Genomic DNA, 7144 nt, shown 5'->3' with positions numbered 1-7144 from the left:
GACCATGGCGGCGGCCGCCGCGGCGAGTGTGCCGAAGGCGACGGTCAGCGCCCGGCGGTGCCTGCGGGGGCGGGCCGGCCACGTCGGCAGGGGCCTCACCGGCGCGACGGGGGCCGTCTCGGGCGCGGGCCGGCGCCCGGTGACCGTCTCGGCCCCGGCCGCGTCCCCCGGCCGCGCGGCCACGGGTCGCCCCGGCGGTGCGCCGGCTTCCGCCTCCGACTCGCCCGCACCGGCGTCGGCCCCGGCCAGGGCGTCGCCGATCAGCCCCAGCTGCTCCCGCAGCAGCAGCACATCGGCGGCCGCCGCCCGCCGCGCGGCCAGGAACTCGCCGTCGGCAAGCGCCTCCTCCGGCAGCGGCTCGTCGAGGAGCGCGGCCATCAAGGCGTCCATACCGCCGTACTCGGCACCGTCGAACACGGTTTCCTCGAACTCGGCGCCCTCGAAGTCGGCTCCCTCACGCACCACTTCCTCGCGCACCGCTCCCTCGGCATCGGCGCTCCTGGCCGGAGGCGGCCCGGCCGAGCCACCCTCCGCCGAGCCGGCCCCGGCCGACGGCGCCTCGACCGCGTCACCCACGACCGCGTCACCCTCGACCGAGCCGCTCTCGGTCGCGGAAGTGGCCTCGAACACGATGTCGTCGGGTTCGGTGTCGTGCCGGTTGTTGTCCCGGGCGGCCATGTCACACCACCTCGTCCTCGTGCAGGCGGGCGCGCAGGGCGCGGACCGCTGAGTGGAGCCTGCTCTTGACCGTGCCCTCGGGGATGCCGAGCTCGCCGGCTATGTCCCGGACCGGCAGGTCGGCGTAGAAACGCAGGACGACGACCTGACGCTGGGCGTCGGGCAGCTCGTCCAGGCCGCGGGTGACGGCGAGCGAGAGCACGCTGGAGTCCTCCCCGGAGGGGTGCTCCAGCTGGCGCAGCGAGGCCAGGCGCTCCCCGAGGCGCTCCTGGCGGCGCTTGGCGCGGTGCCAGTCCATCGCCAGGTTGGAGGCGACCACCGCCGCCCACGCGGACACGTCCCGCGGTGCCTCCCTGCCGCTCGCGGCCCGCTCCAGCAGCCGCAGCCGTACCTGCTGCACCCCGTCCGGCAGGTCCGACTGCGGGACGCCGCCGAGCGCGAGCACCGCCCGCACCCGCCGCTCCTGGGCCGCGTCCAGCGGATCCACCCCCGTGTCGCCCGCTGCCGCCGGGCCCGTCACGGCGGTCGGCGGTTCACCGCCGCCGCCCGCGTCCCCCAGGGCCGACGGGCCGCCGGGCACCCGCAGCGGATCGTCCACCTCCTGGACGCGGCGCGCCTTTCTGCGCAGCACAGCCACCCCTCCCCTCCCGCGTTTCCCCTACGACGCCGGGCCGGGCCGAAACGTTCGGGCCCGTCCCTGCCTTTCCGGCCGCCCCGCAGAGGCGTACGTCACACCTTCGCGTGCACCCGGTGCGGGCGGGCAGGGGGAAGGCAGCACAGCTTGCGGCGCCGAGCCCCCGCGGGGCGAATATCTCCAGCTCAGACGGGGCGGCAGCCAAAGAACCGGGCGTGGTGTCGTCGTCCCCCGCGTACCGTTCCCCTAGCGTCGCGGGCAAAGAATTGGACAGGCGGACCGGGACTCACCGCATGATGGAAACGCCTCGGTCATGCAGCAGACACAGACAAGCCACGTAAAAGGAGTCACCGTGAGGGTCGGAATCGTCGGAGCCACCGGTCAGGTCGGCACGGTCATGCGCAGGATCCTCAAGGAGCGGAACTTCCCGACGGACGAGCTGCGTCTGTTCGCCTCCGCCCGCTCGGCCGGTTCGGTCATCGACGGCGTGACCGTCGAGGACGCGGCGACCGCCGACTACTCCGGCCTCGACATCGTGCTCTTCTCCGCCGGTGGCGCGACCTCCCGCGCGCTGGCCGAGAAGGTGGCCTCCCAGGGCGCCGTCGTGATCGACAACTCCTCCGCGTGGCGCCGCGACCCCGAGGTGCCCCTGGTGGTCTCCGAGGTGAACCCGCACGCGATCGCCGACCGCCCCAAGGGCATCATCGCCAACCCGAACTGCACGACGATGGCCGCGATGCCGGTGCTGCGTCCGCTGCACGAGGAGGCGGGTCTTCAGGCGCTGGTCGTCGCCACCTACCAGGCGGTGTCCGGCTCCGGTCTCGCGGGCGTCGCCGAGCTGCACGGCCAGGTCCAGAAGGTCGTCGCCGACGCGGACAAGCTGACCCACGACGGCGCGGCGGTCGACTTCCCCGAGCCCGGCGTCTACAAGCGGCCCATCGCCTTCAACGTGCTCCCGCTCGCGGGTTCCATCGTCGACGACGGTCTGCACGAGACGGACGAGGAGCAGAAGCTCCGCCACGAGTCCCGCAAGATCCTGGAGATCCCCGGCCTCAAGGTCTCCGGCACCTGCGTCCGCGTCCCGGTGTTCGCCGGGCACTCCCTCCAGGTCAACGCCCGCTTCGCGCGTCCGATCTCCGTGGAGCGCGCGACCGAGCTGCTCGCCGGCGCGCCGGGTGTCGCCCTCTCCGACATCCCGACCCCCCTCCAGGCCGCCGGCCAGGACCCGTCCTACGTCGGCCGCATCCGCGCCGACGAGACCGTCGACCACGGCCTGGCCCTGTTCGTCTCCAACGACAACCTGCGCAAGGGCGCCGCGCTGAACGCCGTCCAGATCGCCGAGCTGGTGGCGGCGGAGCTGAAGGGCTGACACCGGCAGCCACCCGCCACCCGTCCGGCCCCGCCGCCGGGCGGCAGATGCCTCGACGCCGACGGGGCGGTCACTCCACAGGGAGGGACCGCCCCGTCGGCATGCCCGGCACGAGCGGACCCGGCGTGCGCGTACTCCTGGCCGGTCCGGTACGGGCGGGGCCCGGCAGGGCACCCGCGCTCAGGGTCGCCGTACCTCGTACAGGAAGCAGCCGTACTCGACGGCCCGGACGTGGACGAGGGCGACCTCGGGGTCCGCGAAGGCCTCGGTGAGGGCCCTCCCGTGGTCGTCGGGCTCCTCGACGAGCCGTCCGCCGAGGATGCGGCCGTCGGCGGCGTAGCGGCGCAGGACGCGGTGACTGTCCGTGAACGGAAGCCGGTCGTCGTCGGCCGGTCCGGGGCACTCCCCGGCGTGGATGAAGACGGGGCCCCGCTCGTCGTAGGCGCCCGGGTCGACGCCGGTGGCGGCCGCCCAGCGGCGCAGCAGCGCGTAGGACACGAGGGCGGTCGACTCACCCGGTCGGCTGTGCCGCAGACAGCAGCGCAGCGGGGCGCCGCCCTCGGTGTCGGTGACGGCGGTCGGGGGCCGGCCGGCGTCGTCCGCCGTCCGCAGTTGCTTCAGGGTGAGGGCGTCCAGGGGGCGCGCGGTGTGGGTCGTCATGCCCCTCAGCGTGGTGTGCGCCGCGCCGGACGACCGGCGGTTTCCGGACGTAGTGGTGCGGGTCAACCTGGTCGTCGCCCAACTCCCCGTGCCGTGGAAGGATGACCGAACCCACACATAACGAGGAGATGACCGCGTGCCTGGCACAAACCTGACCCGCGAAGAGGCTCAGCAGCGGGCGGAGCTGCTCAGCGTTGACTCGTACGAGATCGAACTCGACCTCACCGGCGCGCAGGAGGGCGGCACCTACCGGTCCGTGACCACGGTGCGCTTCGACGTCGCCCGGGGCGGCACGGAGACCTTCATCGACCTGGTGGCCCCGGCGGTCCACGAGGTGACCCTGAACGGCGACGCGCTCGACCCGGCGGAGGTCTTCGCGGACTCCCGGATCACGCTGCCCCGTCTGCTGGAGGGGCGCAACGTCCTGCGGGTCGCGGCGGACTGCGCGTACACCAACACCGGTGAGGGCCTGCACCGGTTCGTCGACCCGGTCGACGACCAGGCGTACCTGTACACCCAGTTCGAGGTCCCGGACGCCCGCCGGGTGTTCGCGAGCTTCGAACAGCCGGACCTGAAGGCCACCTTCCAGTTCACCGTGAAGGCTCCGACCGGCTGGACCGTCATCTCCAACTCGCCGACGCCGGAGCCCAAGGACGACGTCTGGGTCTTCGAGCCGACGCCCCGGATCTCCACGTACATCACGGCACTCATCGTCGGCCCGTACCACTCGGTGCACAGCGTGTACGAGAAGGACGGGCAGAGCGTGCCGCTGGGCATCTACTGCCGCCCGTCGCTGGCCGAGTACCTCGACTCCGACCACATCTTCGACGTGACCCGGCAGGGCTTCGAGTGGTTCCAGGAGAAGTTCGACTACGCGTACCCGTTCGAGAAGTACGACCAGCTGTTCGTACCGGAGTTCAACGCGGGCGCGATGGAGAACGCGGGCGCGGTGACCATCCGCGACCAGTACGTGTTCCGGTCGAAGGTGACGGACGCGGCGTACGAGATGCGCGCCGAGACGATCCTGCACGAGCTGGCCCACATGTGGTTCGGCGACCTCGTGACGATGGAGTGGTGGAACGACCTGTGGCTGAACGAGTCGTTCGCCACGTACACGTCGATCGCCTGCCAGGCGGCCCACCCCGAGTCGCGTTGGCCGCAGGCGTGGACGTCGTTCGCCAACTCCATGAAGACGTGGGCGTACCGGCAGGACCAGCTGCCGTCCACGCACCCGATCATGGCGGAGATCCGTGACCTGGACGACGTCCTCGTCAACTTCGACGGCATCACGTACGCCAAGGGCGCGTCCGTGCTGAAGCAGCTCGTCGCGTACGTCGGCGAGGACGAGTTCTTCCGTGGCGTGCAGGCGTACTTCAAGCGCCACGCGTACGGCAACACGCGTCTGTCGGACCTCCTCGGCGCGCTGGAGGAGACCTCCGGCCGCGATCTGAAGACCTGGTCGAAGCAGTGGCTGGAGACCGCGGGCATCAACGTCCTGCGCCCGGAGATCGAGACCGACGAGCACGGTGTCATCACCTCCTTCGCGATCCGCCAGGAGGCGCCCGCGCTGCCCGTCGGCGCGAAGGGCGAGCCGACGCTGCGCCCGCACCGCATCGCGGTCGGCCTGTACGAGCGTGACGAGGACAGCGGCAAGCTGGTCCGCGACGAGCGCGTCGAGCTGGACGTGGACGGCGAGCTGACCGCCGTGCCGCAGCTGGTGGGCAAGCGCCGTCCGGCGGTCGTCCTCCTCAACGACGACGACCTGTCGTACGCCAAGGTGCGTCTGGACGAGCAGTCCCTCGCCTTCGTCACCGAGCACCTCGGCGACTTCGCGGCCTCCCTCCCCCGTGCCCTGTGCTGGGCCTCGGCCTGGGACATGACCCGCGACGCCGAACTCGCCGCCCGCGACTACCTCTCCCTCGTGCTGTCCGGCATCGGCAAGGAGTCGGACATCGGTGTCGTCCAGTCGCTGCACCGCCAGGTGAAGCTGGCGATCGACCTGTACGCGGACCCGGCCGGCCGTGAGGCGCTGCTGACCCGCTGGACGGACGCGACCCTCGCCCACCTGCGGGCCGCGGAGCCGGCCTCCGACCACCAGCTCGCCTGGGCCCGCGCGTTCGCCGCGACCGCCCGCACCCCCGAGCAGCTGGACCTGCTGGAGGCGCTGCTGGAGGGGACGCAGACGATCGAGGGGCTGGCCGTCGACACGGAGCTGCGCTGGTCGTTCGTCCAGCGGCTCGCGGCGGTGGGCCGCTACGACGAGGCGGAGATCGCCGGGGAGTACGAGCGCGACAAGACGGCGGCCGGTGAGCGTCACGCCACCACGGCCCGCGCCTCCCGCCCGACCCCGGAGGCCAAGGCCGAGGCCTGGTCCCAGGTCATCGAGTCGGACAAGCTTCCGAACGCCCTCCAGGAGGCGGTCATCGGCGGCTTCGTCCAGACGGACCAGCGCGAGCTGCTCGCCGCGTACACGGACAAGTACTTCGAGGTCGTGAAGGACATCTGGGAGTCCCGTTCCCACGAGATCGCCCAGCAGGTCGCCATCGGCCTCTACCCGACGGTCCAGGTCTCCGAGGAGACGCTCCGCAGGACGGACGCGTGGCTCACCTCGGCCGAGCCCAACGCGGCCCTGCGCCGTCTGGTCTCCGAGTCCCGCTCGGGTGTCGAGCGGGCCCTGAAGGCCCAGGCCGCGGACGCGGCGGCGGCCTCGGCGGAGTAGTACGGCGCGGGACGCGCTCCCCGGCCGCGCGACGAGCGGCCGGTCGTACGACAAGCAGGGGCGCCCGGTGGTCTCCACCGGGCGCCCCTGTCGTGCGTCGGTCCCGCCTCAGGCCGTTCGGGTGGTGTCCCGGACCAGCAGGGCCGGCTGGTCGCCGGGCTCGGCCGCCTTCTCCGGTCGCCGGGCGCCGCGCGGCTGGAGCTGGCCGAACACGGTCGCGGCGAACGCGATGGCCATTCCGAGGAGCTGGAGGGGCGTGAGCGCCTGGCCCAGGGCGGCCCAGCCGATGACGGCGGCGGTCAGCGGGGAGAGGGGACCGAGGAAGGTGACCTGGGTGGCGGAGAGGCGGCCGATGCCGCGGAACCAGAGCCAGTAGGAGACGGCGGTGTTGGCGAGGGCGAGGTAGAGGTAGCCGCCGATCGCGCGGCTGTCCAGCGCGGGCGGCGCGCCCTCCACGAGGAGGGCGATCGGCGCGATGAGCAGGCCGCCGGCGGTCAGCTGCCAGCCGGTGAGCGCGAGCGGGCCCACGCCCTCGGGGCGGCCCCACCGCTTGGTGAGGACCACACCGGTCGACATGGAGGCGGTCGAGCCGAGCGCCGCGAGCACACCGAGCGTGTCGAGCGCCCCGGCCGCCTTCAGCACGACCAGGCTGACGCCGAGCGCCGCGGCGATCCCGGTGAGCAGGGTCCGTACGGTCGGCCGCTCCCCCAGCAGCAGGGCCGCGAGCCCCGCGACGAACAGGGGCCCCACCGAGCCGACGACCGCCGCCATCCCACCGGGCAGGCGGTACGCCGAGAGGAACAGCAGCGGGAAGAAGGCGCCGATGTTCAGGGCGCCCAGCACCGCCGCCTTCCCCCACCAGGCGCCGCGCGGCAGCGTCCGGGAGAGCGCCAGGAGCAGCAGCCCGGCGGGGAGCGCCCGCATCAGCCCGGTGAACAGGGGCCGGTCGGCCGGCAGGAACTCGGTGGTCACGGCGTAGGTCGTGCCCCAGGAGATGGGCGCGAGGGCGGTCAGGGCTATGAGGGGGAGACGGTTCGCGGTCATGGGAGGCGCCCTTCGCGCTCGGCGGGGTGGGGCGATGGGG

5 protein-coding genes and 1 pseudogene are annotated in these 7144 nt (G+C 73.0%); 2 read left to right on the top strand and 4 right to left on the bottom strand.

Annotated elements, in window-relative coordinates:
* Together AOK15_RS06490 and AOK15_RS06485 are read right to left on the bottom strand one after the other, a co-directional pair.
* A pseudogene (locus AOK15_RS06490) lies at positions 1-678 on the bottom strand (hypothetical protein); the annotation flags it as partial.
* Between the two features lies 1 nt (position 679).
* On the bottom strand, positions 680-1198 hold the full coding sequence (locus AOK15_RS06485; RefSeq protein WP_055513709.1) for an RNA polymerase sigma factor: 519 nt from the start codon (positions 1196-1198) through the stop codon (positions 680-682).
* Between the two features lie 466 nt (positions 1199-1664).
* Here AOK15_RS06485 and AOK15_RS06480 point away from each other — a divergent pair, with 466 nt between their 5' ends.
* Entirely contained in the window at positions 1665-2681 is a 1017-nt protein-coding gene (locus tag AOK15_RS06480) for an aspartate-semialdehyde dehydrogenase (RefSeq protein WP_055513707.1), read from the top strand.
* A 180-nt stretch (positions 2682-2861) separates the two neighbouring features.
* On the opposite strand, the gene AOK15_RS06475 is transcribed toward AOK15_RS06480, so the two are convergent.
* The gene (locus AOK15_RS06475; RefSeq protein WP_055513705.1) at positions 2862-3341 is read right to left on the bottom strand and encodes a DUF1203 domain-containing protein; all 480 of its coding nucleotides are present in this window, start codon (positions 3339-3341) and stop codon (positions 2862-2864) included.
* A gap of 136 nt (positions 3342-3477) precedes the next feature.
* Here AOK15_RS06475 and pepN point away from each other — a divergent pair, with 136 nt between their 5' ends.
* Entirely contained in the window at positions 3478-6060 is a 2583-nt protein-coding gene (pepN, locus tag AOK15_RS06470) for an aminopeptidase N (RefSeq protein WP_055513703.1), read from the top strand.
* Positions 6061-6168: 108 nt separating this feature from the next.
* Here pepN and AOK15_RS06465 read toward each other — a convergent pair whose 3' ends face one another.
* Positions 6169-7104, bottom strand: a complete 936-nt coding sequence (locus tag AOK15_RS06465; protein ID WP_055513700.1) for an EamA family transporter — start codon at positions 7102-7104, stop codon at positions 6169-6171.
* Positions 7105-7144: the final 40 nt, after the last annotated feature.

Source organism: Streptomyces ossamyceticus, from assembly GCF_001418475.1.
GTDB lineage: Bacteria > Actinomycetota > Actinomycetes > Streptomycetales > Streptomycetaceae > Streptomyces > Streptomyces ossamyceticus.
Note: the sequence above shows the minus strand (reverse complement) of the source record. Positions and strands in the feature narration are given on the sequence as shown.

Coding starts and splice junctions, on each gene's coding strand:
- AOK15_RS06475 (WP_055513705.1), bottom strand. CDS start 3,341: ATGACGACCCACACCGCGCGCCCCCTGGACGCCCTCACCCTGAAGCAA.
- AOK15_RS06465 (WP_055513700.1), bottom strand. CDS start 7,104: ATGACCGCGAACCGTCTCCCCCTCATAGCCCTGACCGCCCTCGCGCCC.